Origin of the sequence: Ancylobacter terrae (genome assembly GCF_045108345.1) — a bacterium.
Taxonomy (GTDB): domain Bacteria; phylum Pseudomonadota; class Alphaproteobacteria; order Rhizobiales; family Xanthobacteraceae; genus Ancylobacter.
The window spans coordinates 2501255-2528075 of record NZ_JBJGXH010000001.1; the positions used below are offsets into that span (position 1 = coordinate 2501255).

Here is a 26821-nt window from a genome sequence, read left to right on the forward strand (position 1 = left end):
GCATCCCTTCGGGCGCCAGGTTCGCCGCCGCCGGGGGACGGCGGCGGCTTCAGGCGGCGACGCGACGCTGGCGGCCGGTGACCGGCACAAAAAAGGCCGCTCATCGCGGCCGCCAACGTCTTGTCTGCGGTACGGGAACTCAGCCCGGCGGATTGGCCGTGTCGTAGGCCGCGGTGATCAGCTCGACGAGGCGCTGGCGGATGTCGACACCGTTGTAGGGATAGCCGACAGCGACCAGGGCCGCGAGTTCGTCAGCCGCCGCATCGAGGGCGCCGAGACTGTCGAGCGCATCGGCGAACGCACCGATTCCCTCGGCATCCGCCATGTCCGCGATGCTGGCGCGGAAGTCATTTCCAGTCATGCCGTTCTCTCCTCAGGGCTGGATGGTGGCGTGCCAGGCGACGGCCTGCTTGAAGGCCTCGGCCATGCGCCAACCGAAGAAGTCATGGCCGTTCTGGTTGAGGTGGACGCCGTCCGACCCGACGTACCAGTAATTCAGTCCGTCGTAGCTGCCGGTTTCGTTGTAGGTGTTGCCGGACATCCAGTAGAGCAGGTTGCTCGGGTCGTAGACATCCGCGTGATAGACCGAAGGAACCGCCTGGACACCGCTCTTGATGTTGCCATAGGCGGTCGCGCCGATATTGTTCGGGCTCGGGCAGTACTGCGGCCCCATGAAGGTGATGACCGCATTCGGCAGCGCGGCGCGCAGCTCCGAGAAGAACGTCGTCACTTCGGTCTGCAGGCCGGCGCCGGCATAGCCGCCGTCATTCTGCCCGCCCATCACGATCACGCCGTCCGGGTTGTGGCGGGTGATGTCATTGATGCGCTGACGGAAGGTCTTCTTGGTGGAACCGTTGTTGAGGAAGCCGGTTCCGCCCCAGCCGGAGACGACGAGATTCTCGACGCCGAGCCGACGCGCCGCCTGCCAGGTGAAGGAATTGCGGGTCTTGCCGCCCGAGCCGAGGCTGGCGCCGGTGCCCTCCACGAAGCTGTCGCCGAGGATCACCAGCTTGGGACCGATGGCCGGCGCCGGGAAGAACAGGCTGCCCTGCGAGCCCCGCGCGAAGCCGATGATCCGGTTGGCATAGCCAAGCTCGAACCGGATCTTGCGCCCCGAATGCTTGCGCGAGCCGAGATCGAGATTGATCGTGCCGTAGCGCCCGTCGGCCGCGACGCCCGGCGTGTTGTTGGTGAGCGAAACATACTCGTCGTCGACGGCGACGCGGTAGTGGGCGTCATAAAGCCTCAGCGCCACGTCCACGTAACGGCCGGTGGTGAGGAACTGGATGGCATAGCCGGTATGGGCATAGGAGCCGCCCGAGGCGACGTCCACCGCCTTCGGGACCCAGCCGCCATTGACCAGTTCCGTCCCGCCGAACTCGGCGCCGATCACGGTGATCTGCGAGCTGTTGGTACCGACGAGGCGGTAGTTCGCATTGGCCGAGCTGCTGGCGGCGTTGGCGGACGGCGTGGTGTTCGCCGAATAATAGTCGGCGGTCCAGCCGAGCGTCGCCGGCGAGGCCTGCGCCTTCTCCGGGGTCGCGGCGGCGATGGACGCGCGGAACTTCTGCACCGGCGACAGGCGGTCGAGGACGGCGACGAGGGCCGGGCCGTCGGAACCGGGGGCGTTGATGTCGGTATTGGCCATGTCAGACATGCTCCAGTGTCAGGCGATTGCCGTTGAAAACGAGAAAGCGCGGCAGCGTCAGCACGTTGCCGTTGAAGATGAGCCAGCCGAAATTCGCCGGCGGCGGACTCCCGTCGGTGCCGGGCGGCCGCGTGAGGCCCAGGCCGATGCCGAGGTTGAGGGTCATTGCCTCCTCCTTTGGGGTGGTCGATCCGGCGAGCGGCGGCTTCCAGCCGGGCGCCGGGGCGGTTCGCGGCACGGCCGCGGGCGCATGGCGAGCCATGCGCTCCACGTCGGACCGGGAACGGGGACGGAGCGGGACGGCACGGATCGCGTGCCGATCGCCGCCTAGCCGATGGTGTGGATGACGAGGCCGGCGGTCGTGCCGGTGGCAAGGACGCGGCGGACGAGATAGGGCAGCACACTGGCCTGCCCGACCGGCACCGGCAGCGTGATCGGTGCGTCGTCGGCCGCGTCCAGCGGCAGGATGGCGATCGCGGCGTCGGCGAGCTCCGCCGGTGCCCAGACGCGGATGCGGGCGTAGCGGGCGAGATCGGCGGCGTCGCTCGGCGTCACCGCCGCGCCGCGGCGGCCGAGGCCGGTGGGGGACACGGCGACGCCGTGCCAGGGATCCCTGGCGGCATCGTAGGGCATGGCAATCCTCCGATGGAGAAGGCGCGGCCGGTTCAGGCGGCGGGCGCCGTGAAGGCGAGCAGGTAGAGCGCGAGGCGCACCCGTCCGCCGGTGAAGCTGCCCCCGGTCGCCCTCACGACGAGGGGCGTGTCGGCATAGAAGGCCTGCGGGCCGACCACGCCGATATTGGAGGCGCCGGCCGCGACGCCGAGGCTGCCGCCGAACTTGGCGCTCTCCCCGGCAATGCCGACTTCGTAGGATGCGGCGCCGGTGATCGCCTCGACCGTCCGGCTGGCGAGGCCGAGGCAGATGGCGCGGTCGGGAATGACGATGGTGGCGGTGACGCTGGCACCCGCCATTTCCAGTTCCTCTTCCACCACCCGCAGCGCGATGGCCGCGCCGGAGGCTCCGGCAGCGAGGGAATCGGTCCACGAGACGCCATCGAAAACGATGGTGCGCCCCTCCGCCTGGACATGGGCCCGCCACCCCGCGCGCGGGACCAGGAACAGCCAGCCGGTTCCCTCGCGCAGGGCGATCTCGCCGTCATGGCCGCTCCAGTCGCCGCCCGCCGTCGCGGCGACGAGGTGGCGATCTCCCGCCGTGGGGCTGCCGGGCGGCACGGTGCGGTCGGCATCGAGAACCGCGAGCTGGGTCAGCGCGTCGAGGCGGATCAGCGCCTCGTTGTGGGTCACATGCTTCTGGGCCTGCGCTGCCGCCAGAAGCGGCAGGGCGAGGTTCGGCGTTTCGCTGTCGGGCATGGATCGCTTCCTGAAGACGTCGTTACAGGCGCAGCCGCACGGTCAACGCCGCCCCCGCGCCGACGCTGGCGGAGAGCTGGGCGATGCGGATGTCGAGGATGCTCTGCGGCCCGCCGAAATCGGCCGACTCCTCGGCGCCCGCATAGAGGAGTGAGGCGGTCGTCACCTCGAAGCTGCGGACCGTCGTGCTGCCGTCGAGAATGTCGAGGCGGTAGGCCTCGCGCTCCTCGCCAAGCGGGATCTCGACCAGCCCCCAGCCATCGCCATCCACCCGCGAGCGTCGGATCCAGCTCAGCGCGATGCCCCCGGCGACGCGGCGCCCCCGCGCATGCACCGGCGCCAGCGGGGCGAGCGTGCGCGGGCCGATGGTGGCGGAAAGCTCGGTCACATCCGGCTCGCCATGGTTGCGCCGGGCGCGGCCGATCCGGAACGTCGCGGCGCGGCCAAGCAGATCGAAGCCCTCGGCCACCGGCAGCAGGTTCCGGTCGACGCGCACGATGCGCGTCCCGGCGGGCCATTCGCTGTCGGCACCCGCCTCGGTCCCGAGCTGGCCGCGCAGGAGCCCCCGTAAGCGCCATCGCCGCGTACCGACCAGTTCGGCTTCCGCGAACTGGATCACCTCGACCGCTCCGTCGGGCGCGATAAGCGCGAGTGCATTGGCACCTTCCAGAACGGCCGCTTCGCTGGCCGTGGTGAGCAGGCCGCCATCGAGTTCCACCTCGACCACGGCCGCGCGGTCCCAGCGCCAGGCCGGGCCGGGCGGCAGGGCCGTTGCGGTGGCGCCGATCACGGCGGGCGCGGGCAGCGTACCGATACGGCGAAAGCTGGCCCCGTCGATGGAGCGCCACACCGCCATGGCGCCGGGCCACGGCGCGGCGAACACGGCGAGATGCGCCAGCACGGTCGGTTGCGCGGCGTCGAGCGCGGGCAGCATCACCACCAGCGCCTCGGCCGGGCCGTAGGCCGGCGGCATGCCGACGCTGCCGGTGCGCGGATCGCGCGGCGGCAGGGCGAAGACCTCCGGATCGATGCTGCGCGCGGTGATGCGCCGCCCCTCGCCGTCCTCGATCGTGGTGATGGCGAAAAGCCGCTCGCGGCCGTCGCGATCGAGCCGCACGATGTCGCCCGGCTCCAGCGCGAGGCGCGAGGGCGCGAGGGCGAAATTCGCCGTCTCGCGTCCCGCCCAGGCATCCTGCAGCCAGACCTCGGCCGCCGCCTCCGCCACCGTGTCGACCGTCACCATGGCGAGGTCGGCACCGGTCTCGGCGCGCGCGGCGCCGGCGAGGCGGCGCGAGGCGGCGCTGGCGTGGCGGTAGTCGGTGCGGGCGTCGAGATAGCCGATGCTCACCTGTCGGGGCAGCTCGCCCTCGGCGCCGCGCACCAGCCGCAGCGGCGGGTCGTCGCCGCCCGCCAGCAGGTCGTCGTCGGTCAGCACGGCCACCGGCCGGCCGCCGCGCGCGACGAGCGCCAGCCCGCCGTCCCGCTCCGCGAGATCGAGGGCGAAGACGCTGGCCAAGGGCTCCAGCGCTGCGCGCAGGCTCATCGGCCGGTCGATGACATAGCCGTCGATCACACCCCGCACGCCCGTGCCGTCGAGACCGTCGAGCCCGAAATCGGCGGCCATCGCGTGCGCCATCTCACCGATGGGCGCATTGCCGAGCCGGCCGTTCAGCCAGTGCCCGGTCTCCCAGTTGGCACCGTCCGCCCACACCTGCGAGGCGATCGGGAAGACCGGCCAGGGCCGGGCGTCCCAGGTCCAGACATGGAGGGCGCCGGGCTCCAGCATGCGCCCCGCCGGCAGGTCGGCGGGCGGGTTCGCCTCCTCACCGGCGAAGGCGTCCAGCGTCGCCTCGAGATGGCGGCGCTGCATCAGCTCGTCGCGGCGGCGACTGGAGAAGGGCGGATAGCCGTCCTCCGCGGATTTGGGATCGGGAAAGCTGGATGGCCGGTTGGCGCCCTTGTCGACCGCGGCGCAGCCGATCTCGATCAGCCGCACCGGCTTCGCGCCCGGCACCCACGCCGTCGGCATCACCTGCCGCACGCCGCCGAGGCGGGGATGATGGGCGTTCCCCCACCATCCCGCGATGTCCTTCTGCCGGAACAGCCAGTCCTCGCCATGGGCACTGTCGGCGATCGGCAGGCGAAGCTGTGCCGCACGGCCGGCATCGTCGGCATAGTACCAATCGAACGCCTCGCCGCCGCGCACGTTTCCGGCGAGATAGGCGCGCTGGTAGATGTCGGGCGCCAGCGCCGCATCGAGATGGGCGTCGCCGTCGCGCCAGTCGGCGACCGGGGGGTACCAGTCGATGCCGACGAAATCGACGTCGGGGGACGCCCAGAGCGCGTCCAGCGGGAAACCGACGTCCTCGCCCGTACCCTCATGGCTGACGACATGGGCGCCATATTCGGTCCAGTTGGCGGCATAGGAGACCGCGGTCTCCGGCCCGACGATCGCCTTCACCTGCGAGGCGAGCGTCGCGAGAGTCGCGCCGGCCGGGTAGACGCCGGGCGCCGACTGCACCCGGGTCAGCGCATCCATTTCCGAGCCGATGAGGATGGCCTCGACGCCGCCGGCGATGCTCGCCAGCGTCGCGTAGTGGAGCGCCATGCGGCTGAGGCTCCATTCCGCCGGTCCGGCATAGGTGACCTCGCCGCCCGCGGTGCCGAAATCCCCCGCCGACGCGCTGCCGAACAGCGCCGCGACCTGATCGCCCGCCGCGTCCGTCCCGTCCGGCGAGCCGGGCCGTCCCGGCGCGGGGTGGCAGGTGATGCGCCCGCGCCAGGGATAGGCGGGCTGCGCGGCGGCATCGCTCCACGGGTCGGGCCGTGTATTGCCCGGGGGAACGTCCATCATCACGAAGGGATAGAGCGTCACTTTCAGCCCCCGCGCCTTGAGCGCGGCGATCGCCCGGCGCACCGAGGCGTCCGACGGGGTGCCGCCGAAGGCCGGCCGCCCCTCGTACCGACTGACGAGGTGGGCGCCCGCCCGGTCCTGACCGGCGACCCGCCAGGCCAGCACGCCCGCCTCGCCGACGGTGACCTTCTCGCGATTCTCGACGCCGGGGCGGATGGTGCATTCGCCCGCCCGGAGATCGGTGCCGAACCACGCCACCACCAGAGCTACCCGCTCCAGCGCCGGGCAGCAGGCCGTCAACTGGTCGAGCGCGGCCTCGAAATCGGTATCGGCGGTGGTGACGTGGCGGTTCTCGGGGGCGTAGCTCCCGGCCCCGATCCGTCGTTTCACCTCGCGCGTGTCGTAGCCGAATTCGGTGGCGCCAGGGATCAGCGTCACCGCGGTGATCCGACCCTCCAGCGCCCCGACGACGCGCTCCACCTCGACCATGATCTGCGGCAGGCGGTTGCCGTAGTCGGCCAGCGGCAGGCGCTCGAACACGAGGTAGGCGAGGCCGCGATAGGCCGGCGCGCCGGCCATCCCCTGCCGCGCGACGATCAGCGGATCGGGCACCTGCTCCTCGCCGCCGGTGTGCAGCCGGATGTCGAGGCCCTGCGTGTCGAGCAGCTGCCCGTCCGCCCAGATGCGGCCGATCCGGGTCACCGGCCCCTCGCAGATGCCGACGGCGAAATTGGCGAAATAGCTGTAGGTGGTGGTCGTCGCGCCCCCGCCGAGCGAACCGCCCTTGCCGCCGGCGGATTGCTCCTGCGTCGCCACCACCTCCTCGAAATCGGTCGCCCAGATCACCTGGCCCGACAGCCGGGCACGGCCGTAGACGCGCGGGATCGGCGCGCCCTCGGTCGAGGCCATCACCTCGAGATCGGACAGGCGCGGGCCCTCGACGCGGCGCGACGGGGTGAACAGCGCACGGTCGAGCACCGCCCCGCCGAGCGCACCGAGCGCCCGCCCCGCCAGCGCCCCGAGCGGGCCGAACAGCGCCCCGCCGACCGCGCTCCCCGCGACGCTGAGCAGTAATGTGGCCATGGGCTCGACCTCTCGGAGGCTGGGAGGAAACGTTCCCACTCGTGTCATCCCGGAACGACCGCAGGTCGTATCCGGGATCGCGAGGGGCTATCGGCGAGCAATCCCGGCTCTGCGCCTGCGGCTTCGGCCGGGATGACGGGGCCCGGTCAGGGCCGCCGGCCACCCTCTCCGGGCGGGTCTTCCGCCGCCGGAAAGGCGAAGGCGTAGGCGAGCCGGCGCCGCCACCAGGGCGCGAGATGCACCTCGGCGACCGCCGCGCCGTCATGGGCGTGGACCATCCGGCCGGGACCATCCGGCCCCGCCGCCTCGGTGAGGATGGCGGCATGCTTGGCAGGCAGATGCGCCCGCCAGCGAAACAGCAGCACGTCGCCGGGGCGCATATGCTCGATCGCCACCGGCACGAGGTGGCGCCGGCCCGCCCCGGCGAGGCGTTCCTCGCCGGTCGCCTCCGCCCAGTCCGGCGCATAGGCCGGCAGGGTATCCGGCTCGGCCCCGTACAGCGCGCGCCAGATGCCGCGCACCAGCCCCAGGCAGTCGCAGCCCTGCCCCTTCAGCGAGGCGCGGTGGAGATAGGGCGTGCCGATCCAGCCCCGCGCCTCCGCAATGATCCGCGCGCGGCGCTCCGTGTCCGCGCTGTTCGCCGCCTCGACCATGGCTCAGCCCTCCCCGCCGGGGATCGCCACCCGCATCACCGCGTCATTGCCCGGCATGTGCGGGAAACCGCGGAAATTCAGCGCGTTGGCGAAACGGTCGCGGCAGGTGGAAAAGCGCTTGTCGCAGCCCGCGGTCACGGTGAAGGCCGCGCCGGCGGCCACCAGCTGCGGCGGGCGCTGCCACAGCGTCAGGCGCACCGCGCCGTCCGCCAGCCCATGCGCCTTCACCTCGCTGGCAAAGCCGGCATTGGCGCCGTCCTCGAAGAGCAGGCGGCCGCGGGAGAAGTGCCCGTCGGCGAAGGCCTCCAGCCCCGTCACGGTGAAAAGACCCGCCGCCTCGACCGTCTCCACCGTGCCGGTCGCGCGATAGGCGGGCGCGGCGAGATCGATGCGGCAGCGGGCATCGCCGAGATCGGCGGCGCAGGCGCTGGTGAACAGCCGCCCGCGGATCTCGTTCAGCCGGTCCGCCGGCCCGCGCAGCTCGGCGACGAAGGCGCCGCCCTCGCGCCGCACCTCGCCCAGCCGAAAGCGGCGCAGCGCGAGGAAATCGGCCGGCGCCGACCAGTCGGCCAGCAGCAGGTCGACGCCCGCCCCGTCGAACAGGCCGGCGGCGAGCGCGTCCTCGTCCAGAATGTCGGCGGTAAGCGCGGCGGAGAGTTCGCTGCCGTCGACCGCGAAGCCGAGCGAGGCGGTCTCCTCCGATCCCGCCACCCCGCCCGCCGCGCGGAACAGCGTGCCGTCGACGACGAGGTCGCCATCGTGGTCGGTGACCCCGATCACCACGCCGTCGGTGCGGGTGATGCGCCAGCAGCGGGCGAGCGTCGTCACCCCGCCGGCGAGCGCGGCGGCCAGTCCCTCGGGAAGCGCCCTCACGGCCGGATCTCCAGGATAGGGATGCGGGGGATCTCGCCCGCCTCGAAGGCGGTGAGATTCACCTCGAGAAAATCGGTGTCGAAGCGCACCGGCACGTCGAAGCGGAAACCGGCGGTGACCGCCGCCCCGGCGCCCGGCACGTGGCCGGAGCGGAAGGTGACGAGGCCGGTCGCGGCGTCGAGGTCGAACGCGATACCTTCCGCGACCTCGCCGCCGTCGACCGCCACCCGCACCGAGCCCGCCACCGGCTTGGCGATGGGGCGGACATAGGGCGCGTGGGCGCCGCCATAGGTCTTGGCGAGCGCGAAGGCGGCGCGCGTGCCATCGCCCTCGCCGATCGGCTGATCGAGCGGCGTCACCGCGGTGCCGGGTGGGGCGGAGGCATGGTCGAGCCGGTCGCGCCAGCGGAAGCCGTGCAGCCGCCCGCGCCGCTCCTCGAAGAAGGCGACGACGGCGGAGAGATCGGCCAGCGAGCGCACGCCATAGCCGGCATCCCAGCGTCGCCGGGAATGGGCGAGGCGCGTATTGCGCTCTTCCCGTCCGGTCAGCGTGGTGACGATCTCGGTGGCGCGCTCCGGCCCGCCCGCCGCGCCGAGCGCGATGTCGAGCGGAAACAGCGCTTCATGGAAGGCGGGCATGGGCTATCCACAATCAATAAGGGAAAAACATCTACTCAGGATGGAGTTTGTTCTTAATTTGTATTCTATTGTTCCCGTTTGATTCTTGATGGGAGTGGTCATGGCCAGGAACGAGCACACCTCAAAGTCCGTTGCCTCGAAGGCAGCCAAACTTCTCAGCAACCCACGCACGCCCAAAGCCGTGAAGTCGGTCGCCGCATCGGCGCTGACCCAGACGGCAAACAAGCGCCCGAGCCGCGGAAAGAAGCGCTAGAGGCTCCGCTCGCCGCGGGCGACGGCGCGGGCGACGAGGCCGGCGAGATAGGCCTCCGAACGGCGGAAGCTGGCGGCATCCGGCGTCGCGACGCTCACCGAGACGTTGACCGCCCGGCCGCCGCCGGCGACGCCGAGACGCCCGTCCGCGCCCCGTCGCAGCGGCAGGATCGCCTCGGCGCCGCGCTCGCCCATCAGGCCGAGCCCGCCGGACATCGGGAAATAGGTCGGCGCCGAGACGACGCCGCCGCTGGCGAAGGGCGTCACGCCGCCGGGAAATACGCCGCCTCTGGCGAAGCCGAGCGCACCGCCGACGAGGTTCTGGAACAGGCCGGCGACGCCCTGTTCGAGCGGGCGCAGCGCGAGGTCCAGCGTCAGCGACGACAGCCGCAGCGCGAGGGTGCGGAACACCTCGTCGGCGCTGCGGCCCTTCACCACGGCATCGGTGAGCGCATCGCCCACCAAGCGGCCGAAGCCGCGCGCCAGCCGCTCGGCCTCGCCGATCTCGCGGCGGAAGGCCGAGATGTCGGCGGTGATCTCCACGCTCAGTCGTTCGTCGTCGAAATCGGCCATGGGATCCTCCCGGCTCGATGGGGTCGCAGCGGATGAAACAGTCGGATCGGAGCGGACCACCGGCATTCGCCTGCCCTCCGTGGGCGATGAGGCCAGGCCGCGTGCGCGGGTGGAAGCGCTGCCGACCGCCGCACCGCCCGGCCGCTGCGTCGCCCGACCTGGCACGGGAACGCGAGCCGGTCCGGACCGTGGCGCGCCGCTCGGGCTCCGGTCCCTCCTGAGGGTCGACACCTGCCGGCGCGCGTCCGAGGAAGAAGCGGGACAACGCGGCGCGGACCGTGAAACGGGTGGCCCGGGCGCAGGGCCACCGGTAGGCTCGACGCCCACCGGGACGTCGAGCGTGGCCGGTGCCCGTCCGGGAATTGAGCGGGACGGCCCGGCGAGGACCATGAGACGGGCGCTCCGGGCGCCGGCGCGCCGGTACCTCGAGGCGCGCGCCGGCGCGCGTCCGGGGAAGAAGCGGAGACGCGGGCGTTGCCGGCATGAAGGGTGCCACGCCCAGCGCGGAACGGGCCGGCGACAAGGTCGCGCCGGTATACCGGCCGTGCCGTGCCGACCCATCGCGACGGTATCTGGATCGCCCCACCTTGGTCTCCCTAACCGGCCGGTACATGCCACCGGCTCAGATGGCGGCCAGGCCGACCGGCCGGGCGCGAGCGAACCCTCCCGCGCGCCCAGTCTGCGTCGCGCGTCGTGCCTCCGTTCAGAACGGCCGGCGATCCCGCCGGTCGCTCCCCCGCCCGGGTCGGGTATCGCTCCGCCCAGCGTCGGGGTCGAACCCGGCCAGGGCCGGCCGCCGGTCGTGACATCCGCGCCGCCAGACGGCGGGGCCGGTGGATCCCGGCGCGGGCGGTCGCCCCCTGCGCCGCCACTCAATCGGGGAAGCGCGCCATCAGCGCGGCAAGGCTGGCGCGATCGAGCGGCGCGCGCGCCGGCCCGAGCACCGCGCCCATCGCCGCGGCCAGTTCGCGCGGCGTCATGCGCCAGAAGGCATCGGGAGGCAGCCGCAGCTGGCCGAGGCCAAACGCCATCGCCTCCCGCCAGGGGAAAGCGGAGCGCGGACCGCCGGCCGCTGCGGCTAGAGAGGGCCCGGCGGCGCCGGTCCCGCCGGGCCGGCCGCCGCCGCGGGCCTGTCCCCGAGTGTTCCCGCCGGGGGGACGGGATGGCGCGGCGGTTCGGGCGAGGGGCCGGATCGGCCGACCGGCCGGCTCGGCACATCGCCGCCGCCGCCCTCGCCCGGCGCCCCGCCGAAGGTGGCGCTGATCAGTTCGCCGACGATGCGGGCGAAGCCGGCCGCGGCGCCGGGGGTGCGCATCGCCGCCACCTCGTCGTCGGCCACGTTTTCGCCGGCGCCACGCAGGCCGGCGGCGACGATGCGCACGGCATCGCGGGCGGAAAGCCGGCCGCGCTCGAAGCGCTCGGCCAGGGCGACGAGGTCGTCGGCGCCGAAGGCGGCCTCGAGCTCGGCCAGCGCGCCGAGGGTGAGCACCAGCGTGCGCGGGCGGCCGTCGAGCTCGGCGCAGATCTCGCCGCGATGGCGGTTCGGCATGATCGGTCTCCGGGCGATATGGGGTGGGATGAACGGCTCCGCCGCGACGATCGTCCGAGGTCGGAGCCCGGCGGCCGACGCGGGCGGCCGCGAGCGGTGCGACTTTGGACTGGCCAGCGGCGCGACGGGCGCGAAGTTCGCCACCGGCGTCGATGGGTAACGGCGCCGGTCGGATGCCCCCACCGGCATGCCCCCACCCATCGGGAGTGACGGGACGCGGGGCGGGTTCCGGCGGAGCGGCGGTCCGGTCATCCGCCGGCAAGCGCCCCGACCGATCTCCCGTCTACAGCGCCGCGAAGCCGATCGCGCCGGCGCTTTCGAGCGCGATGTCGAAGGTGACCTCGCGGTCGTGGCTGGCGGCGAGTTCCAGCGCGGTGATCTGGAACGGCCCCTCGATCGTGCCGAAGTCCGGCACCACGATCTGCACGGTGCGGATGAGCCCGTCGAAGAAGCTCTGGCGCATCAGCGCGTCGGAGGCCGCGTCCTTGAACACCCCCGATCCCGACACCGCCGCCCGCTTCACCCCGGCCCCGGCGAGCAGTTCGCGCCAGCGCCCGGCGCTCTCGGCCGAGGTGATCTCGACCGGCTCGGCATTGAAGGCGATCTGCCGCGACCGCAGCCCCGCCACCGTCACGAAGCCGGCGCCGTCATGCATCTTGAGCAGCAGGTCCTTGCCCTTCTGCGCCGCCATGGATTATCTCCCCGTCGCTCTGGTGAGGATCGGTTAACCCGAATCCGCTACCGTCTCAGAAAGTGATCGAGGCGCGCCGCGCCGTTCATGTTCCGAATCCGGTTGAAGTTGAGAAACCGGATCGGCGCGGCCTCATGCGCCACTTCAACGACTTCACACGCCGATTCAACAAGGCCGGATCACCGAGTCATCGCAGACTCTTGACCGGCGTTGCTCATCCGGTTTCGATGACCGCCCGGAACCGCACCAGCGCGTGATAGGTGCGCCCGCCCGCCTCGCGGCGGATGTCGGCGGTGGTGGCGCGCAGGTTGACGAGCCGACAGCCCGCGAGCGCGAGATCGGCGTCGTGCAGCGCCTGCTGCAGGGCGTGGGCGATGGCGTGCGCCTCGCCATGGCCGCCCTGCCGCGACCAGGCGTGGAGGGTGAGGCGCAGCTCGATGCCTCGCTCCGTCGCCGTCGACCAGTCCTCGCTCTGCGCCTCGCCGAGGGTGACATAGGGAAAGGCCGGCGCGCCCGGGGGCACGTCGTAGACATGCGCACCGCCCAGCACGGAGGCCAGCGGCGCGTCGGCCAGCAGCGCGGCATGGATCGCCGTGCGCAGGGCTTCTGCCGGGCTCATCGGCCCTCCTCCCGGGTGCGGGACGACCGCCCGCGGCGGCCGGAGGCCGGGGGCGAACCGCCGGTCGAGCCGGGCCGGGCCGGCGGTGTGCTCCCGCCGGCGGCCGCCACCTCGGCACGGTCGGCTTCCATTCGGGTCAAGCGGCGCATCAGCCGGTCGAGCCCCTTCAGGCGCATCGCGAATCTCATGGCTAGTCTCCTCGCGCGGCGTCGCCAGGTGAACGCGCCGCGCCTCACGGCGTCTCCTCGCGGCAGCGGCAGGCGAGGCGGCGGCCGCGCCCGTCCGTGTCGCTCACCGCCTCGATGACGAAGATCCGGGCGCCGAGCCGCAGCCGGTCGCCCGGCGCCAGCGTCGCCGGTGCGCGCACCGACACGGTGTGGGTGAGCACCGCGCCCGGCCGGTCGGCCATCACCTCGGGCGCGGCGGCGGTCTCGATGGCGCCCCACAGAGCGTCGACGGCCAGGAAGGCGCGCGTCACGCCGCCCATCCCGTCGGGCACCTCGACCGGCGTCTCGTGGACCAGCCGGTGGCGCAGCTCGCCGATGGCGCTCACAGCCGGGTCACCCGGAACGGCGCGACCAGCGCGTCGAGCGCGGCGGGAAAGGCGCCGCTCGGGCCGGCCACGTCGCGGTGTTCGTAGAAATGCGCCAGCAGCAGCCGCACCGCCTCCACCAGCGGTGCGGGTACATCGCCGGCACCCGGCCCGTGGCCGGCGGTGACGTCGATGGCGATGCCCGCGATGGGCCGTCCGGGCTCGGGCAGGGCCGCGCGCTCGATCCGGATCAGGCCCGGCAGCCGGGCGGTATCGGCGGCGAAGGCGTCGAGCGGGAGGGGAACCGCCTCGCCGCTCGCATCGATCACATGGGCCGAGACCAGCGTGCGCAGCGGGTTGACCGGCACGCCGATCAGGCCGGAGACCGGCCAGGCGTCGCGCACGATGCGCCAGTCCTGGTCGATCAGCACGCGGCGGGTCAGCGCCTCCACCGTGGTCCGCGCCGCGATCACCAGCGCGCCGACGAGCGTGTCCTCGGCGTCGTGGACGATGCGCAGGAAGTCCTTGGCCTCGGCCAGCGACAGCGGCTCGACGGCGGGGCCGGCGAGGAGGATGGCGGGCATGTCGTCTCCTGATGTTAGGCGTGGGGCCGCGCGCGACGAGGCGGCGCCGGTTGACGCCGGCGCCGGGCGACGCCACAAAGCGCCGCCCCCGCCGGAGCCCGCCGATGCGCGCCCTCGTCCTCGCCGTTGTTTGCGTTCTCGCTTTTCTCGCCGCCGGGCCCGCGCGGGCCATCGTCGGCGGACAGCCGGCGGCGCCCGACGTGGCGGCGCAGACGGCGATGATCGTCTCGACCCGCGGCGCCTCCTGCACCGGCTCGGTGCTGGCGCCCGATGTCGTGCTCACCGCCGCGCATTGCGTGCAGCCGGCGGCGAATTACGCGGTGGCGGTGATCGAGCCCACCGGTCCCCGGATCATCCCGGCGAGCCGGATCGCGCTGCATCCGCGCTTCGATCCCGGCTCGTTCGACAGCCGCCGCCCGACGCCGGATCTCGCGCTGGTCAAGCTCGCGGAGCCGCTGCCGGCGCGTTTCCGCCCGGCGCGGCTCGGAACCGATGCGGCGCTGCCGGCGAAGGGCACGGTGTTCACGCTGGCCGGCTTCGGCGTCGTCCGCGACGGCGACGGCAAGTCGGCCGGCACGCTGCGCAGCCTCGATCTGCCCAGCATCGGCACCACCGGCGGCATCATGATCCGCCTGTCGGCGGGTTCAACCGGGGGCGGCTGCACCGGCGACAGCGGCGGCCCGGTCATGGCCGGGGGCGCGGTCGTCGCGGTGATCGGCTGGTCGACGGCGGCGGGCGGCGCCCGCGGCTGCGGCGGCGTCACCGGCGCCACCTGGGTCGGCACCCAGCGCGAGTGGATCGAGACGACCGCCCGCAGCATGGGCGTGCGTTGACGCGGCGCCCGGTCAGGGCTCAGCGCGACGAGGTCGCGAAGGCCGAGTGGTAGGTGTCGACATACACCGCCTTGAGGCAGGCGACGATCTGCTTGCCGTCCTGTCCCAGGAAGGTGTGGAACGGGCGCAGCACCAGATAGGTCGGCAGCATCAGGAAGGCGACGGTTCGGAACTCGGCGAGCGAGCGCTTGGCGCCGTAGACGGTCAGCGCTTCGCGCGCCAGGCGCCCGGTCGGCTCGCGGCGGGCGAGCGACAGGGTCAGCATGAACAGGTCCATCAGCCGGTTGTAGATGTGCGGCAGCCCGGCCACCGGATCCTCGAAGTCGATCATCCCCATGGCGCGGTTGCGGACGGTGAAGTTGCGCACCCGCGCCGCGCCGTGCCACTGGCCGGCGAGGTGCAGCTCCGCCACCATCTCCGCCGCCTGCCGCACCAGCCGGCGCGCCTCGTCGGAGGCGGTGTCCTTGCGCAGCACCGCGTCGAGGGTGACGCCCATGTCGGACAGGGCGAGATAGTCCGATCCCACGCAGAGGATGTCCGGCACGTTGAAACCGGCCCGCCGCAGCGCCCGCAGGCGCCGCACCTCGGAATAGACCCGCTGCCGCGCCGGGGTCATGTGCCGGAGCGGCAGGCTGGCGCCCCAGCCCAGCAGGCGCTGGAGCACGTTGCGGAAATCCTTGGTGCCGCGCTTCACCCAGACCGGCGCGCCGTCGAGATCGATGCGGAAGACGCGCTTGTCGCCGACCGCAGCGGCCTCGATGAGGGAATCGATCTGGTCGCGCGTTCGCGGTTTCGTCACCATTGCGTCATTGAACCGTCACATCCGGTTCGATGCAACCGTACCGATGTCCGGAACGCACGGCTCGCCGGCGCCGGCGTCGCACGCCGCGCGGCCTTCCGCCCTCAGCTCGCGGCGAACTTCAGCAGCTTGATGGCGTCGAAGTCCTGCACGCCGCCGCCCACCCGCTTGGTAGTGTAGAACAGCACGTAGGGCTTGGCGGAATAAGGATCGCGCAGCACCCGCACCCCGGCGCGGTCGACCACCAGATAGCCGCGGCGGAAGTCGCCGAAGGCGATGGAGAGGCTGTTCGCGCCGATATTGGCCATCTCCTCGGCCTCGGCGACGGGGAAGCCGAGCAGGCTCGGCGGCGCCCCGGCGGAGGCCGGCGGCGTCCACAGATATTGCCCGTTCTCGTCCTTCAGCTTCCGCACCGCGCTCTGGGTGCGGCGGTTCATGACGAAGGTGCCGTTCTGGCGGTAGCCCGCCTTCAGCGCATAGACGAGGTCGACCAGCGGGTCGGCCGGGCTCGCGGAGGGGAAGTCGCCGGCGGCGCCGGTGGCGATGGTGCCGAGCTTGCCCCACTCCCACGATCCCTCCGCCACCGTGGTGTAGCTCAGGAAGCCCTTGGGCTTGCCCGAGCCGTCGCCGGTGACGAAGGCGGTGCCCTCCTGGGCGGCGAAGGCGGCATCGACCTCGGCGGCGAGCCACTCGTCGATGTTCACCGCGGCATCGTCGAGCAGGGTCTGCGTCGCCGCCGGCATGGCGTAGAGCTCCATCGCCGGGAAGGCGAGTTCGTCCAGCACCGGGCTCGTGGTCTGGCTGCGGGCGCCGGTCTCGGCCACCCAGCCGACCGCCGGGCCGGAGGTCATGAACGGCTTCTTGTAGGTGCCCGCCGAGATCACCCGCACATCGGCCAGGGCGCGGATCGGCGAGAGCGCGGCGAGGCGCTTGCCGATCTCGCGCTCGGTCTCGTGCGGCACGACATAGCCGCCATCGGCGCCGACACCGGCGGAGAGCGCCTTGGCCTCCAGCCGCTTGAGCCCGGCGGCCTCGCCATGGCGGACATAGCTGTCGAAGGCGGCCTTGTGCTCGCGCGCGGCGAGGTCGAGGGCGGGCGCGCCACCGAGCCCGGGACGGCGCCCGCGCAGCACGATCTCGTCGATCAGCGCCTTCTGCTGGTCGAGCGCGGCGTTGAGGCGTTCCACCTTGTCGATGGTCACCGCGTCGGCGCCGCGCCGCTCCAGCTCGCCGAGCCGCTGGTCGTTGGCGTCCTTGAACGCCTCGAAGGCGGTCATGAACTCCTCGAAGGCGGCGGCGACCTCGGGGCCGGCGGCGGATTTCGTCTCGGGGGCGGACTTCTGGGCTTCACGCATGGGTCAATCCTGGTGAGGGGAAACGCAGCCGCCCGCGCAGGCGCGCGGCGCCGCGGCGGATGGCGCTGGCGAGGGGCAGGTTCTTCACCACCTCGATCCGCGCCTCCGGCTGCATGGGAAAGGTGACGATGGAGACTTCCCACAGGTCGATGCGGGAGAGCCGCCGCACGCGCGAGCGCGGATCGGTGCGCCCCTCCACGGTGCGGAAGCCGATGGAGAGGCCGTCGAGCGCGCCGGCGCGCATCAGCGCCAGCACCTCGCGGGCGCGGGCCACCTCCGGGGTGAGCCGGCCGCGCACGAACAGGCCGACGCCGTCCTCGGCGATGGCGGTCCACACGCCGATCGGCTCGGCCGGGTCGTGCTGGAACAGCATGCGCACGCCGGCGGCGCCGCGACGGGCGAGGCTCTCGGTGAAGGCGCCGGGCAGGATCAGGTCGCGGCCGAGATCGACCCGGCCGAACAGCGCGGCATAGCCCTCGAAGCTGCCGTCGGGGGCGACCTTCTCGATCGCGACCGGCCGCTCCTTGGTCTCGAGCGCCGGCCGCGCGGCGGCGAGGGTGTCGAGGCGCGCGCTCATGTGCCCTCCCCTTCCCCGCGCGGGCGCCGGGTGGTGGCGGCGCGCTCCAGCTTCTCCAGCGTGCGGCCGAAGGAGCGGAACACCTGCGGCGCGTCGCCCGCCCGGCTGGGCACCGGCAGGCGCGCGGGGCCCGGCAGGAAGGCGCGGATGCGCGGCGTCAGCGTGGCCTTGGCGGCGGGGGCGCTAGCCGCCGCCTTCGGGAGCGGGGACGATTTCACGGCGGCCTTCGCCGGCGGCTTCGAGGCGGTCGGCGGCTTGCCGGCGCCGCGCCGGCCGCCGCCCTTCGCGGGTCCTTTCGAGCTCATGATCATCTCCGAACAGGGCATTGAAACGCGCGATCTCGCGCACGAAGTCATCGAAGCGGCGTGCCGCCTCGGCGAGTTCCCGCGCCGCCCGCCAGGCGAGCGCCGAGGCGCCGAGCGCCCACATCAGCAAGGCGAGATGCGCGAGGTCGCCGCGCTCGGCGAAGGCGCGGATGAGGGGTTCCATAGCGGCTCCGATGGCGTGGACGCGTGCGCCGGATGCGGCCTGCTTCACCTCTCCCCGGCCGGGAGCGGTCGGCGCCCGGAGCGATGCCCGCAGGAAGGCACAGCGGTTCAGCGAAAGGACGTGTGCAACATCAATAAAGCAGAGCCTCTTCCGCGAACCGGCGTTCGCCGGAGAGGCTCTGGCGCCGGGTGAGGCGGGCGACCTCCCCGGAGATGGCGAGGCCCCCTCGCCCCACGGGGGAGAGAGCGGCGCTCACTTTTCGCCGTCATAGCCGGTCGCGAGGCGCTTCTCGGCGTCGGTGAGGAAATTCGCCTCGCCCACCCGCCGCCACAGCGCGTCGCGCTCGGGGGCCAGCGCCTCGATGGCGTCGAGGTCGGGCTCGAGCCGCAGCATCTCCGCGCCATAGGCCGGCGACAGCCAGCCGGCCAGCGCGTCGGCGATGCGGCGCGTCATGGGCAGCGCGGTCTGCCGCCAGAAATGGCGGTTGGCCTCGGCATAGTTGGCATAGGTGGCGTCGCCGGGAATGCCGAGCAGCATCGGCGGCACGCCGAAGGCCAGCGCGATCTCGCGCGCCGCGCCGTTCTTCGCCTCGAGGAAATCCATGTCCTTGGGGCTCAGCGAGAGCGGGCGCCAGTCGAGCCCGCCCTCCAGCAGCAGCGGCCTTCCGGCATTGCTGGCACCGGCGAAATTGTTCTCCAGCTCTTCCTTCAGCCGCTCGAACTGCTCGTCCGAGAGGTTCGCGGCGCCGCCATAGACCAGCGCGCCGGAGGGGCGCGCGGCATTGTCCAGCAGCGCCTTGTTCCAGGCGCTGGCGGCGTTGTGGAGGTCGAGCGCGGTCTGCGCCGCCTCCAGCGGGGGCTGACCGTAATGGTCGTCGAGCGGGTTGAACAGGGCGAGGTGCAGGATCGCCGGCACCGGCTCGTCGCCCTGCAGGAAGCGCACGGTGCGCGCGCCGACCGTGTAGTCGAAGGCCTCCGGCCAGCCATCGTCGCCCGGCACGACCCGCATGCGGTCGGGCCGCAGCGCATGGAGTTCACGCACCTGCCCGCCGACGATCACCGCCTCGACATAGGCGTTGCCGGCGAGCAGCAGGTGGCTCGCCAGCGCCTCGACGAGCGCCGCGCCGGTGGTACGCGGGTTCGGCCGCGCCAGCAGCACGGCGAGCGGATGCGCCGGCACCTCGTGCCCCGCCTCGAACAGGCCGAGCGGGGTCGAGGCCACCGCCTCGGCGACCAGCCGCACGCAGCGATGGGCGACGGCGTTGCGGGCATAGCCCTCGCGGGCCAGCGCGGCGAAGTCGCGCGGCGTCCAGCGCGGGCGATAATCCGACAGCAGCGCGATCAGCGGCCCCGCACGCGAGGCCTTGGCATCCGGCGGCGCCATCGGCCGGCGCGGGCCGAAGGGAAAGGTGAAGCGGGGCAGAGCAATAGGGGGGATGGCGAGACGGGGCATGAGCACTCCCGGAAAAGCAAAAAGGCCGGCGCGAGGCCGGCCTTTTGGCGACAGAATTCGATGGCGGCCCGATCTGGCCTGTTTCAGGCCCTCACACCCGCCTCACCCGCGGATTCGTCTCCTCCGGGCCCAGCGCCAGCGCGGTGATGGCCCAGACCAGGGCGTCGAGGCGGTCGGGGGAGCGCCCGCCGGAGAGGCCGTCGGGGCCGAAATCGGCCATCTCGTCCTCCAGCGCCGGGAACAGGCCGGCGTGGCGCACCCGTCCGCGCTCGTAGAGCGCCGCGACCGGCTCGGCGCGCAGCCACTTGCCGCGGGTGGCGCGCACCTCCGCCACCGGCACCGCGGGGTCGATGCCGTGGAGGATGGTGCGCACCATCTCGCCGCCCTGGTTGACCTCGACCACGACGCGGTCGGCCTCCAGCCGGTGATGCAGCGCCACCGCTCGCGCGCCCCATTGCGCCGGGGTGAGGCCCTGCGCGCTTTCATCCGCCAGCACGTGCACGATGCCCTCGCCGTCGAGCCCGGCGGCGATCAGGCCGCAGGCATCGGCGCGGCGCCCCGACGAGGCCGGCGGATCGACCGCCACCACGATGCGGCGCAGCGGCGGCGGGCCGTCCTCGCGGGCGGCCTCCAGCGCCGCGCGGTTCCACAGCGCGTCGGGGCGGTCTTCGATCAGTTCGCCCTCCAGTTCCTGCCGGCCGAGCCTCGTGCCGGCATAGCGGCCGACCACGGTCTGCAGGAACCCCGGCGCGAGATTGGCCGCATTCTCGGCCGTGCCCATGCGCGTCACCGCGCTCGACGGGTCGGCGAGCAGGCGGCGCAGCAGGGCGGTCGGGCGCGGCGTCGTCGTCACCACCTGGCGCGGGCGCTCGCCGAGGCGCAGGCCGAACTGCAGCATGTCCCACGCCGCCTCGGCGTAGCGCCATTTGGCCAGTTCGTCGCACCAGGCGGCATCGAATTGCGGGCCGCGCAGGCTTTCGGGATCCTCGGCCGAGAAGCCCTGCGCGATCGCCCCGTTCGGCCATTCCAGCCGGCGGCGGGTGGGTTCCCATTTCGGGCGGGCGTCGCGCGGGTGCACGGCGAGCACGCCCGAGACGCCCTCCACCATCACCTCGCGCACATCCGCCATGGTCTCCGCGACCAGCGCGATGCGCCCGACCGGGCGCGCGGCGAAGGGCGGCGTGCCCGTCGCCATGCCGCGCACCCATTCGGCGCCGGCGCGGGTCTTGCCCGCCCCGCGCCCGCCGAGCACGAGCCAGGTGGTCCAATCCTGCCGTTGCGGCGGCAATTGCGCCGGGCGGCCGAGCACCGGCCAGAAATGGGGGAGCCAGCGGGCGAGATCGACGGGAAGCTCGGCGACCAGCTCATTCAGCAGCCCGGCCCGCGAGCACGCGATCAAGCGCTGCCGCAAGCTCGCGTCGGTAGGCGTCGGCGTCACGGGTCGGCTCCTCCTCGTCCTCGTCCGGCGCGGTGCCGCGCTCCAGCGCCGCGAGTTCGCGCAACGAGCGCACCAGCACGCCGAGCGTGCGGGCGGCGCGCTCGGCCTCCGAGCCGTCGGCGACGCCGGGGTTGAGCCCGGCCCGCAGGAGCAGGCGCTCGATGCGGGCGATCTCGGTTTCGATCCGCGCCACGAGGCGGGCGATGAGCTCGCGCCGTCCACCGGCGGGCGAGAGGCCCGGCAGCGGCGCCGCGTCCGGATGCGCGGCGGACCCGGCGGGTGCCGCGGCGTCCGGCGCGGCCTCGCCGGCGGCGGGCATATGCAGCGGGATGCGACCCTGCCGGCGCTTCCAGCCCCAGTCGCGGATGCGCAGGTTCAGCGTGCTCTTGCTGATGCCGAGCAGTTCGGCGATCGCCTGCATCGGCACGCGGCTGTGCTCATAGAGCCGGCGCGCCTCGGCGATCGCCTCCGGGGTGGGAGCGCGTGCGGGTATCGACATGTCGGTTCCGAAACGATCGCCGGCGCGATCGGTGACCGCCCCGGCGCGGGCGGCGCCGCGAGCCCGCCCGAAAACACGAAAGCCGGCGTTTCCGCCGGCTCGACCTTCGCCCCGCCGCATTACCCCGGACATCGCCGGACGCAACTGTGGAGCATGCCCAAAACCTACCCGAGCAGCGTGACGGTGTCAAGGATTATATTCCTGTTTCCATCACCTCCCGCCCCGGCGCTTGCCGGGGGCCGGCCATCGCTGCCAGTCTCGCGCACCCGCTCCCTGCACCGCCGGGCGATGACGAGGTTGCCGATGCCGCTGCCGACCCACGGACGCTACGACTATGAGCCGATCACCCGCCGCCCCGCCTTCCGCTGGCCGCAGGGCGAGGGGCTCGCCGTCTATGTGGCGGTGAATCTCGAGCATTTCGCCTTTGGCGAAGGGCTGGGCGCGACGCTGGTGGCGCCGACGCCGCAGCCGGACGTGGCGAATTACAGCTGGCGCGACTATGGCAACCGGGTCGGCGTCTGGCGGCTGATCGCGCTGCTGGACGCGCTGGAGCTCCCCGCCAGCGTGCTCGTCAACAGCGCGATCTACGATTATTGCCCCGAGGTGGTCTCCGCCTTCCGCGCCCGCGGCGACGAGATCGTCGGGCACGGGCGCAGCAATGCCGAGCGCCAGGGCGACCTGCCGGAGGCCGAGGAGGCGCGCCTCATCGCCGAGGCCACCGCCGTCCTCGCACGCGCCGAAGGCGTCCCGCCCGCCGGCTGGCTCGGCCCGTGGATCTCCGAGAGCCGGGCGACGCCCGACCTGCTGGCGGAGGCGGGCTACAGCTATCTGCTCGACTGGTGCATGGACGACCAGCCGGTGTGGATGGCGACGCGCGGGGGCGGGCGCATCCTCGGCGTGCCCTACCCGCAGGAGCTCAACGACATCCCCGCCATCATGGCGCGGCAGATGGAGGGGCCGGCCTTCGCCAACATGATCATCGACCATTTCGAGGAGATGCGGCCCGATGCGCGCGAAACCCCGCTGGTGATGGGCATCGCGCTGCATCCCTATATCGTGGGCCAGCCGCACCGGCTGCGGCACCTGCGACGGGCGCTCGCGCACATCGCGGCGCAACGCGAGACGATCTGGCTCGCCAGCGCCGGCGACATCGCCCGGAGCTTTGCCGCGCAGGTCGGCTAGAACCCTCCGCCGTCAGTCGGAACCCCTTCGAGGCGCTCATGTCGCTTGCTCTCTACGGCCACCCCTTCTCCTCCTACACGCAGAAGGTGCTCATCGCGCTCTATGAGAACGCGACGCCCTTCGCATTCCGCGGCATCGGGCCAGACACGCCCGAGCACGTCGCCGAATGGCTGCGGCGCTGGCCGATCGCCAAGTTTCCGCTGCTGCTCGACGGCGACCGCGAGGTCGTCGAGACCAGCATCATCATCGAGTATCTTCAGCTCACCCGTCCCGGCCCGGTGCGCCTGCTGCCCGACGAGCCGATGGCCGCGCTCGATGTGCGCTTCCTCGACCGCTTCTTCGACCTGCACGTGATGAGCCCGATGCAGCACGCCGTGGCCGGAGCGCTGACCGGCGATGCCGGCAAGCGGAGCGAGGCGCTGGCCTTCGCGGTGGAGAAGCTGGAGCGCGCCTATCTCTGGCTCGACGGGCGGCTGGCGGGCCGATACTGGGCGTGCGGGGCGGAGTTTACGCTCGCCGACTGCGCCGCCGCGCCATCGCTGTTTTATGCCGACTGGACGCACCCGATCCCGGCCCATCTCACGACGCTGCGGGGCTATCGCGCGCGTCTCCTCGCCCGCCCCTCCTTCGCTCGCGCGGTGGACGAAGCGCGCCCGTTCCGCCCGCTCTTCCCGCTCGGCGCACCGGACCGCGACTGAGACGGCATCCGGCTTCGCGCCTGCCCATTGGCCGCCCATGGCCGCGATGGTATATCCGCTACGATACAGGATGAGCCGGCGCCCGCGCCATTGCGGAACGCCGTGCGCATCGACATCGAGCGAACGAGAGGAAACTCCCATGAAACTCAGCGCCCGCAATGTGCTCAAGGGCAAGGTCATCGACATCGTCAAGGGCGCCACCACCGCGCATGTGAAGATCGAGGTGGCCGGCGGCGAGGTCATCACCGCCTCCATCACCAACGAGGCGGTGGACCAGCTCGCGCTGGAGGTGGGCGCCCCGGCCTACGCCGTCATCAAGGCCTCCGACGTGCTCGTCGCGGTCGACTGAGGGCGGGGCCATCGTCCGCCTCAACGAGATCCGGCCGGGCGAGGTCGCCATCGATCCGCCCGCGCCGCGCGACGCCGGCCTCGTCTTCATCGGCCGCATCCGCACGCCGTGGACCTACCGGCTCACCGCCCCGCGCCTTGGCCGGCTCGACGGCCCGGTCTGCACGATCGAGCTGTTCGCGCCGTTCCGCCCCGCGCTGAAGGGCATCGGCGCGCATGAGCGGCTCGAGGTGCTCTACTGGCTGCATCTGTCGCGGCGCGACCTCGTGCTGCAGAGCCCGGCCAATGACGGCGCCACCTTCGGCACCTTCGCGCTGCGCTCGCCGGCCCGGCCGAACCCGATCGGCACCAGCATCGTGCGGCTGGTCTCGGTGATGGAGGGGGCGCTGGAGGTGCGCGGCCTCGACTGCCTCGACGGCACGCCGCTCCTCGACCTCAAGCCGGAACTGTCGGGCTTCACCCCAATCGCCCCGCCGCAGAAGGGGGATTTCGAACGGGGATGAGGCGCCCGCATATCCCGCCCTCTATGCCGCAGATTTTACCGGCGCCTCGCCTGACGCAGCGGCCCGAAAGGGTCGCGGCGGATGGATGGCACGCCGTTCGGTGAAACCGGCCGGACGAGGGGGCGCGGCCGGCGCCGGGCCTTGCAAGCCGGCGCTTGCCAGCCGGGCGCGTGCCGGCTTACACCCCCTCGCCAAGATACTCAGCACGCCGGCGCCGGGGCATATGCCCGTCGGCAGCCGCGCATGAAAGGTCCGGGATATGGCGATGGACGATCGGAATAGCGCGGACGGCAGGGCGCACGGGACCACGGCGCCCTCGCGCCGGGCGGGGCTCCTCGACCGCCGCTCGTTCCTCGCCGGCTCGGCCGTCACCCTCGGCGCGCTGGGGCTGGCCGGCTGCGCGAGCCCGGACGGCATCAGCCTGGCGGAAGCGCAGAAGATCTACGGGCCGGTGCCGGACGAGAAGTTTCCGATCCCGGCGGCCGACATCCGCAAGGTCAAGCCGAAATATTACCGCCAGACCGTGCGCTACGACACCCAGGAAGCGCCCGGCACGATCATCGTCGATCCCGCCAATTACTACGTCTACCACATCGGCGAGAACGGCACCGCCACCCGCTACGGCGCCAATGTCGGGCGCGACGGGTTCCGCTGGAGCGGGGACGCCTATGTCGGGCGCAAGAGCGAATGGGCGACCTGGACCCCGCCGCCGGAGATGATCAAGCGCCAGCCGGAAGTCGCCAAATACGCCCGCGGCATGCCCGGCGGCCTCGACAACCCGCTCGGCGCCCGCACGCTGCATCTCTACCAGAACGGCGTCTACACGCTGTACACGATCTACGCGACCAGCGACCCGGACTCGATCGGCTCCGGCGTCACCAGCGGCTGCGTCGGCCTGCTGAGCCAGGACATGATCGAATTGTACAACGCGACGCCGGTGAAGACGAAGGTCGTCGTCCTGCCGGCCTAGCGCGCCCGCTGCCCGCGCGGCGCCCGGCCCTCACGCCCCGTCCGCGAGGCTCGCCAGCATGGCGCGGGAGGGCGCGAAGAAGGTCGCGCCGGTGTGGGCCGTTGAGAAGTCGAGCAGCCGGTCATGGTCGCCCGGCGGATCGCCGACGAACATGCGCTGCAGCATCTTCTCGATCACCCACAGCTGGCGCGCATAGCCGATGAAGTAGGTGCCGAACTCGCCGCGCCCGGCGCTGCCGAACGGCATGTTGTCGCGCAGTATCTCGTGCTCGACGCCCTGTTCGTCGACGATGGTCGCCAGCGTCTTGTGCGATTTCTGCCCCGTGGCGGCATCGTCGAGCTCGATGTTGTCGACCTTGGTGCGGCCGATGATCTGCTCCTGCTGGTCGGCGCGCAGGCGCGTCCAGCCGGCCATGTCGTGCAGGTATTTCTGGGTGACGACATAGCTGCCGCCGGCGAAATCCGGGTCCTCGTCGCCGACCAGCGCCGCCGCCGGTATGTCCTGCCCCGCCGGGTTGGCGGTGCCGTCGACGAAGCCGAGCAGGTCGCGCGCGTCGAAATAGCGGAAGCCCGAGACCTCGTCGACGACCCGCACGCCATCGCCGAGCGTCACCAGCAGCAGTTTCGACAATTCGAAGCACAGGTCGACCCGCTCGGCGCGGATGTGGAAGAACAGGTCGCCGGCGGTGGCGGGCGCCGTGTGGACCGCCCCGACGACGGGCGCGAAGGGGCGCAGCTGCGCCGGCCGGCGGGCGGGTTCGAGCCGGTCCCACAGCGCCGAGCCGATCGCGGCGATGCAGGAGAGCTTGCCGTCGAGATGCCGGAAGCCGACCGTCTTCAGGAGATCGTCGAGGCTGCCCAGCGTATCCCTGATGCGCGACAGCGCCTGCGGGCCGTCGGCGGCGGTGAGGGTGAGGAAGATCGCGGCGCGCGAGAGCGGGGCCTCGACGCTCTGCGGATCGATCGGCACCCGATCCCAGCTCTGCCCGGCCATGTGAACTCCACCCCTGTCTGCGCGCCCATGATGGCAAGGTCGACGGGTGGGTTCAAACGATTCCAGAGAGGGTGGCGAGCCGCGGTGCCGAGGGGAATTCCAATAACCGCGATACAGTGTGCTTTGCCGCGAGCCGACAACAATCATAGGCGACCAAATAGCGCTGACTGTCTCTCTCATGATAACAGCCTGCGCTTAAAAGAAAAAACCGCCGGGGAGCGATGCCCTCCGACGGCTGCGTTCTCGTCCTAGGCCGCTAGATCAGCGAGGGAAGGACCGGGTATGGGCACGCACGAATTCACGACGGCCAAAGCGAACACGGACATAAGCCGATACAAACACCATGCAGGCTCCTCCTTTCCGGAGCCTTGCACCGCGGACGAGGGTCCTATATAAAGAATACTGCGAACATGGGCGGACCACGCCCTTCCATCAGGCTCCTAATCAGTTTGATGGAACCCGCGAAATCCGGCCCGGCATGGTGTCCTACCACCCTGCTCGGGCCGGACTCGTTTCACGGGCCGGCTATGATGATATAGCCGGATTTTGGAACCGCCACAAGCCAAGCCAAGGCCCTTTTGTTCTAAGTGGCTGAATGGTATGTTTGGCACAAAGCTGGAGAGGTTCTCATGTCGTCTTCGTTCGTTGCCGCGCTGCGCGCAGAGGTGGCCGCTCTCCAAGAGGAGCTTTCGCAGAGCCTAACTTATAAAAGACTTACCGAAGCTCGAAGGATGCTAGCCCTTTATGAGGCTCCGGAAAAAAGCCG

At 72.0% G+C, this 26821-nt stretch carries 31 protein-coding genes and 1 pseudogene; 6 read left to right on the plus strand and 26 right to left on the minus strand.

All coding sequences use genetic code 11. The features are described from left to right. Positions 1–139 precede the first annotated feature (139 nt). From ACEUEL_RS12060 to ACEUEL_RS12140, 17 genes and pseudogenes are all read right to left on the minus strand, one after another. The gene (locus ACEUEL_RS12060; protein WP_405705311.1) at positions 140–361 is read right to left on the minus strand and encodes a hypothetical protein; all 222 of its coding nucleotides are present in this window, start codon (positions 359–361) and stop codon (positions 140–142) included. A 12-nt stretch (positions 362–373) separates the two neighbouring features. After that, the gene (locus ACEUEL_RS12065) at positions 374–1648 is read right to left on the minus strand and encodes an SGNH/GDSL hydrolase family protein (RefSeq protein WP_405705314.1); all 1275 of its coding nucleotides are present in this window, start codon (positions 1646–1648) and stop codon (positions 374–376) included. 1 nt (position 1649) lies between these two features. Next, the gene (locus tag ACEUEL_RS12070; protein ID WP_405705317.1) at positions 1650–1814 is read right to left on the minus strand and encodes a hypothetical protein; all 165 of its coding nucleotides are present in this window, start codon (positions 1812–1814) and stop codon (positions 1650–1652) included. A gap of 161 nt (positions 1815–1975) precedes the next feature. After that, positions 1976–2281 carry a spike base protein, RCAP_Rcc01079 family gene (locus ACEUEL_RS12075; RefSeq protein WP_405705319.1) on the minus strand — a complete coding sequence of 102 codons (306 nt, stop codon included), beginning with the start codon at positions 2279–2281 and terminating at the stop codon, positions 1976–1978. Positions 2282–2313: 32 nt separating this feature from the next. Beyond that, entirely contained in the window at positions 2314–3018 is a 705-nt protein-coding gene (locus ACEUEL_RS12080) for a DUF2793 domain-containing protein (protein WP_405705321.1), read from the minus strand. A gap of 22 nt (positions 3019–3040) precedes the next feature. Then, positions 3041–6955, minus strand: coding sequence for a baseplate multidomain protein megatron (locus ACEUEL_RS12085; protein WP_405705324.1), 3915 nt, complete (start codon positions 6953–6955; stop codon positions 3041–3043). A 146-nt stretch (positions 6956–7101) separates the two neighbouring features. Further along, positions 7102–7608, minus strand: coding sequence for an NlpC/P60 family protein (locus tag ACEUEL_RS12090; RefSeq protein WP_405705327.1), 507 nt, complete (start codon positions 7606–7608; stop codon positions 7102–7104). Positions 7609–7611: 3 nt separating this feature from the next. Continuing rightward, the gene (locus ACEUEL_RS12095; RefSeq protein ID WP_405705330.1) at positions 7612–8481 is read right to left on the minus strand and encodes a DUF2163 domain-containing protein; all 870 of its coding nucleotides are present in this window, start codon (positions 8479–8481) and stop codon (positions 7612–7614) included. Next, on the minus strand, positions 8478–9119 hold the full coding sequence (locus ACEUEL_RS12100) for a phage distal tail protein, Rcc01695 family (RefSeq protein WP_405705332.1): 642 nt from the start codon (positions 9117–9119) through the stop codon (positions 8478–8480). The genes ACEUEL_RS12095 and ACEUEL_RS12100 overlap by 4 nt, the downstream gene beginning before the upstream one ends. Positions 9120–9368: 249 nt before the next feature. Further along, positions 9369–9944, minus strand: a complete 576-nt coding sequence (locus tag ACEUEL_RS12105) for a phage tail tape measure protein (protein WP_405705334.1) — start codon at positions 9942–9944, stop codon at positions 9369–9371. An 872-nt stretch (positions 9945–10816) separates the two neighbouring features. Next, positions 10817–11137 (minus strand): rcc01693 family protein, encoded by a 321-nt coding sequence (locus tag ACEUEL_RS12110; protein WP_405706741.1) that lies wholly within the window; start codon positions 11135–11137, stop codon positions 10817–10819. A gap of 44 nt (positions 11138–11181) precedes the next feature. Beyond that, positions 11182–11493, minus strand: a pseudogene (locus ACEUEL_RS12115) (gene transfer agent family protein); the annotation flags it as partial. Positions 11494–11776: 283 nt separating this feature from the next. After that, positions 11777–12184, minus strand: a complete 408-nt coding sequence (locus ACEUEL_RS12120) for a phage major tail protein, TP901-1 family (RefSeq protein ID WP_405705337.1) — start codon at positions 12182–12184, stop codon at positions 11777–11779. A 214-nt stretch (positions 12185–12398) separates the two neighbouring features. Beyond that, entirely contained in the window at positions 12399–12803 is a 405-nt protein-coding gene (locus ACEUEL_RS12125) for a DUF3168 domain-containing protein (RefSeq protein ID WP_405705340.1), read from the minus strand. Continuing rightward, positions 12800–12991 (minus strand): hypothetical protein, encoded by a 192-nt coding sequence (locus ACEUEL_RS12130; RefSeq protein WP_405705343.1) that lies wholly within the window; start codon positions 12989–12991, stop codon positions 12800–12802. Before ACEUEL_RS12130 ends, ACEUEL_RS12125 begins: the two co-directional genes overlap by 4 nt. A 44-nt stretch (positions 12992–13035) precedes the next feature. Beyond that, positions 13036–13356: a head-tail adaptor protein gene (locus tag ACEUEL_RS12135; RefSeq protein ID WP_405705346.1), complete on the minus strand. Its 321-nt coding sequence runs from the start codon at positions 13354–13356 to the stop codon at positions 13036–13038. Beyond that, complete coding sequence (locus ACEUEL_RS12140) at positions 13353–13919, minus strand: head-tail connector protein (protein WP_405705349.1); 567 nt, start codon at positions 13917–13919, stop codon at positions 13353–13355. Before ACEUEL_RS12140 ends, ACEUEL_RS12135 begins: the two co-directional genes overlap by 4 nt. A 104-nt stretch (positions 13920–14023) precedes the next feature. Here ACEUEL_RS12140 and ACEUEL_RS12145 point away from each other — a divergent pair, with 104 nt between their 5' ends. Continuing rightward, positions 14024–14752, plus strand: coding sequence for a S1 family peptidase (locus ACEUEL_RS12145; RefSeq protein ID WP_405705352.1), 729 nt, complete (start codon positions 14024–14026; stop codon positions 14750–14752). A gap of 19 nt (positions 14753–14771) precedes the next feature. On the opposite strand, the gene ACEUEL_RS12150 is transcribed toward ACEUEL_RS12145, so the two are convergent. The 8 genes from ACEUEL_RS12150 to ACEUEL_RS12185 form a co-directional block, all read right to left on the minus strand. Then, complete coding sequence (locus tag ACEUEL_RS12150; RefSeq protein WP_405705355.1) at positions 14772–15551, minus strand: lipopolysaccharide kinase InaA family protein; 780 nt, start codon at positions 15549–15551, stop codon at positions 14772–14774. 104 nt (positions 15552–15655) lie between these two features. Next, entirely contained in the window at positions 15656–16906 is a 1251-nt protein-coding gene (locus ACEUEL_RS12155; protein WP_405705358.1) for a phage major capsid protein, read from the minus strand. Continuing rightward, positions 16899–17483, minus strand: a complete 585-nt coding sequence (locus tag ACEUEL_RS12160) for an HK97 family phage prohead protease (RefSeq protein ID WP_405705361.1) — start codon at positions 17481–17483, stop codon at positions 16899–16901. The genes ACEUEL_RS12155 and ACEUEL_RS12160 overlap by 8 nt, the downstream gene beginning before the upstream one ends. After that, the gene (locus ACEUEL_RS12165) at positions 17480–17701 is read right to left on the minus strand and encodes a hypothetical protein (RefSeq protein ID WP_405705364.1); all 222 of its coding nucleotides are present in this window, start codon (positions 17699–17701) and stop codon (positions 17480–17482) included. Before ACEUEL_RS12165 ends, ACEUEL_RS12160 begins: the two co-directional genes overlap by 4 nt. Then, positions 17667–17972: a hypothetical protein gene (locus tag ACEUEL_RS12170; RefSeq protein WP_405705367.1), complete on the minus strand. Its 306-nt coding sequence runs from the start codon at positions 17970–17972 to the stop codon at positions 17667–17669. The genes ACEUEL_RS12165 and ACEUEL_RS12170 overlap by 35 nt, the downstream gene beginning before the upstream one ends. 252 nt (positions 17973–18224) lie before the next feature. Beyond that, entirely contained in the window at positions 18225–19355 is a 1131-nt protein-coding gene (locus tag ACEUEL_RS12175; protein WP_405706743.1) for a phage portal protein, read from the minus strand. 160 nt (positions 19356–19515) lie between these two features. Beyond that, on the minus strand, positions 19516–20823 hold the full coding sequence (locus tag ACEUEL_RS12180) for a DNA-packaging protein (RefSeq protein WP_405706744.1): 1308 nt from the start codon (positions 20821–20823) through the stop codon (positions 19516–19518). After that, on the minus strand, positions 20789–21361 hold the full coding sequence (locus ACEUEL_RS12185; protein ID WP_405705369.1) for a hypothetical protein: 573 nt from the start codon (positions 21359–21361) through the stop codon (positions 20789–20791). Before ACEUEL_RS12185 ends, ACEUEL_RS12180 begins: the two co-directional genes overlap by 35 nt. A 303-nt stretch (positions 21362–21664) precedes the next feature. Between ACEUEL_RS12185 and ACEUEL_RS12190 the strand changes: the two genes are divergently transcribed. The 5 genes from ACEUEL_RS12190 to ACEUEL_RS12210 all read left to right on the plus strand — a co-directional run bounded on the left by ACEUEL_RS12190 (position 21665) and on the right by ACEUEL_RS12210 (position 25062). Beyond that, the gene (locus tag ACEUEL_RS12190) at positions 21665–22543 is read left to right on the plus strand and encodes a polysaccharide deacetylase family protein (RefSeq protein ID WP_405705372.1); all 879 of its coding nucleotides are present in this window, start codon (positions 21665–21667) and stop codon (positions 22541–22543) included. 38 nt (positions 22544–22581) lie between these two features. Then, complete coding sequence (locus ACEUEL_RS12195; RefSeq protein WP_405705375.1) at positions 22582–23241, plus strand: glutathione S-transferase family protein; 660 nt, start codon at positions 22582–22584, stop codon at positions 23239–23241. Between the two features lie 139 nt (positions 23242–23380). Continuing rightward, entirely contained in the window at positions 23381–23590 is a 210-nt protein-coding gene (locus tag ACEUEL_RS12200) for a TOBE domain-containing protein (RefSeq protein ID WP_405705378.1), read from the plus strand. Positions 23591–23600: 10 nt separating this feature from the next. Continuing rightward, positions 23601–24092 (plus strand): tRNA (N6-threonylcarbamoyladenosine(37)-N6)-methyltransferase TrmO, encoded by a 492-nt coding sequence (gene tsaA, locus ACEUEL_RS12205; RefSeq protein WP_405706746.1) that lies wholly within the window; start codon positions 23601–23603, stop codon positions 24090–24092. A gap of 265 nt (positions 24093–24357) precedes the next feature. Next, positions 24358–25062: a L,D-transpeptidase family protein gene (locus tag ACEUEL_RS12210; RefSeq protein ID WP_405705380.1), complete on the plus strand. Its 705-nt coding sequence runs from the start codon at positions 24358–24360 to the stop codon at positions 25060–25062. 30 nt (positions 25063–25092) lie between these two features. On the opposite strand, the gene ACEUEL_RS12215 is transcribed toward ACEUEL_RS12210, so the two are convergent. Beyond that, positions 25093–26055 (minus strand): Dyp-type peroxidase, encoded by a 963-nt coding sequence (locus tag ACEUEL_RS12215; protein WP_405705383.1) that lies wholly within the window; start codon positions 26053–26055, stop codon positions 25093–25095. Between the last annotated feature and the right edge of the window lie 766 nt (positions 26056–26821).

What these genes read in the sequence shown, in the direction of transcription:
- ACEUEL_RS12100 (WP_405705332.1), bottom strand. Translation starts at nt 9,119, where the DNA reads ATGCCCGCCTTCCATGAAGCGCTGTTTCCGCTCGACATCGCGCTCGGC.
- ACEUEL_RS12215 (WP_405705383.1), bottom strand. Translation starts at nt 26,055, where the DNA reads ATGGCCGGGCAGAGCTGGGATCGGGTGCCGATCGATCCGCAGAGCGTC.
- ACEUEL_RS12130 (WP_405705343.1), bottom strand. Translation starts at nt 12,991, where the DNA reads ATGAGATTCGCGATGCGCCTGAAGGGGCTCGACCGGCTGATGCGCCGC.
- ACEUEL_RS12075 (WP_405705319.1), bottom strand. Translation starts at nt 2,281, where the DNA reads ATGCCCTACGATGCCGCCAGGGATCCCTGGCACGGCGTCGCCGTGTCC.
- ACEUEL_RS12060 (WP_405705311.1), bottom strand. Translation starts at nt 361, where the DNA reads ATGACTGGAAATGACTTCCGCGCCAGCATCGCGGACATGGCGGATGCC.
- ACEUEL_RS12140 (WP_405705349.1), bottom strand. Translation starts at nt 13,919, where the DNA reads ATGCCCGCCATCCTCCTCGCCGGCCCCGCCGTCGAGCCGCTGTCGCTG.
- ACEUEL_RS12195 (WP_405705375.1), top strand. Translation starts at nt 22,582, where the DNA reads ATGTCGCTTGCTCTCTACGGCCACCCCTTCTCCTCCTACACGCAGAAG.
- ACEUEL_RS12085 (WP_405705324.1), bottom strand. Translation starts at nt 6,955, where the DNA reads ATGGCCACATTACTGCTCAGCGTCGCGGGGAGCGCGGTCGGCGGGGCG.
- ACEUEL_RS12210 (WP_405705380.1), top strand. Translation starts at nt 24,358, where the DNA reads ATGGACGATCGGAATAGCGCGGACGGCAGGGCGCACGGGACCACGGCG.
- ACEUEL_RS12170 (WP_405705367.1), bottom strand. Translation starts at nt 17,972, where the DNA reads ATGGAACCCCTCATCCGCGCCTTCGCCGAGCGCGGCGACCTCGCGCAT.
- ACEUEL_RS12125 (WP_405705340.1), bottom strand. Translation starts at nt 12,803, where the DNA reads ATGAGCCCGGCAGAAGCCCTGCGCACGGCGATCCATGCCGCGCTGCTG.
- ACEUEL_RS12185 (WP_405705369.1), bottom strand. Translation starts at nt 21,361, where the DNA reads ATGTCGATACCCGCACGCGCTCCCACCCCGGAGGCGATCGCCGAGGCG.
- ACEUEL_RS12190 (WP_405705372.1), top strand. Translation starts at nt 21,665, where the DNA reads ATGCCGCTGCCGACCCACGGACGCTACGACTATGAGCCGATCACCCGC.
- ACEUEL_RS12080 (WP_405705321.1), bottom strand. Translation starts at nt 3,018, where the DNA reads ATGCCCGACAGCGAAACGCCGAACCTCGCCCTGCCGCTTCTGGCGGCA.
- ACEUEL_RS12120 (WP_405705337.1), bottom strand. Translation starts at nt 12,184, where the DNA reads ATGGCGGCGCAGAAGGGCAAGGACCTGCTGCTCAAGATGCATGACGGC.
- ACEUEL_RS12200 (WP_405705378.1), top strand. Translation starts at nt 23,381, where the DNA reads ATGAAACTCAGCGCCCGCAATGTGCTCAAGGGCAAGGTCATCGACATC.
- ACEUEL_RS12145 (WP_405705352.1), top strand. Translation starts at nt 14,024, where the DNA reads ATGCGCGCCCTCGTCCTCGCCGTTGTTTGCGTTCTCGCTTTTCTCGCC.
- ACEUEL_RS12105 (WP_405705334.1), bottom strand. Translation starts at nt 9,944, where the DNA reads ATGGCCGATTTCGACGACGAACGACTGAGCGTGGAGATCACCGCCGAC.
- ACEUEL_RS12160 (WP_405705361.1), bottom strand. Translation starts at nt 17,483, where the DNA reads ATGAGCGCGCGCCTCGACACCCTCGCCGCCGCGCGGCCGGCGCTCGAG.
- ACEUEL_RS12070 (WP_405705317.1), bottom strand. Translation starts at nt 1,814, where the DNA reads ATGACCCTCAACCTCGGCATCGGCCTGGGCCTCACGCGGCCGCCCGGC.
- ACEUEL_RS12090 (WP_405705327.1), bottom strand. Translation starts at nt 7,608, where the DNA reads ATGGTCGAGGCGGCGAACAGCGCGGACACGGAGCGCCGCGCGCGGATC.
- ACEUEL_RS12155 (WP_405705358.1), bottom strand. Translation starts at nt 16,906, where the DNA reads ATGCGTGAAGCCCAGAAGTCCGCCCCCGAGACGAAATCCGCCGCCGGC.
- ACEUEL_RS12065 (WP_405705314.1), bottom strand. Translation starts at nt 1,648, where the DNA reads ATGGCCAATACCGACATCAACGCCCCCGGTTCCGACGGCCCGGCCCTC.
- ACEUEL_RS12175 (WP_405706743.1), bottom strand. Translation starts at nt 19,355, where the DNA reads ATGGCGCCGCCGGATGCCAAGGCCTCGCGTGCGGGGCCGCTGATCGCG.